Annotated in this window: 1 protein-coding gene; it reads right to left on the bottom strand. The window is 34.8% G+C overall.

The window, feature by feature from the left end; all coding sequences use genetic code 11:
* Positions 1-133: 133 nt before the first annotated feature.
* Positions 134-463, bottom strand: a 330-nt coding sequence (gene nadA / locus RNB18_RS51700) for a quinolinate synthase NadA (RefSeq protein ID WP_311721020.1), incomplete at its 5' end; no start/stop codon positions are given.

A 463-nucleotide genomic window follows, 5' to 3' on the forward strand; every position in this document is an offset into this window, starting at 1 on the left:
GATCCCTCATGCGAGGCATACTGGACTTTGTCACAAAATTGCAGAATGTGTGTTATGGTGAGTTCAGACTGCTTTGTTGCAATCACTGCAGACTAAAATAAAAAAAGCACTGTGTAAAAACAGTGCTTTTCAATTATTTTATACTTTTTGAAAGATCAAGCATAGCTTCAATAGGTTTTAATGCTTTTAACCTTAGTTCTTCGTCGACAAGAATTTCAGGAAGTTCATACTTCATACATAAATACAATTTTTCCATTGTATTACGCTTCATATAAAAACATTCTGAACAGTTACAGCTTTCATCAAAAACCAATGCAGGAATCAATTCCTTATGAGGAGCACGCTTTCTCATTTCGTGCAAGATTCCTTCTTCTGTGGCGATGATAAATTTCTGACAGTCGTCTTTTTCTACATAATCTAATAGGGCAGAAGTAGAACCAATAAAGTGAGCAAGTTTCAAAAC

The organism is Streptomyces doebereineriae (genome assembly GCF_031845645.1).
Taxonomy (GTDB): Bacteria; Actinomycetota; Actinomycetes; order Streptomycetales; family Streptomycetaceae; genus Streptomyces; species Streptomyces canus.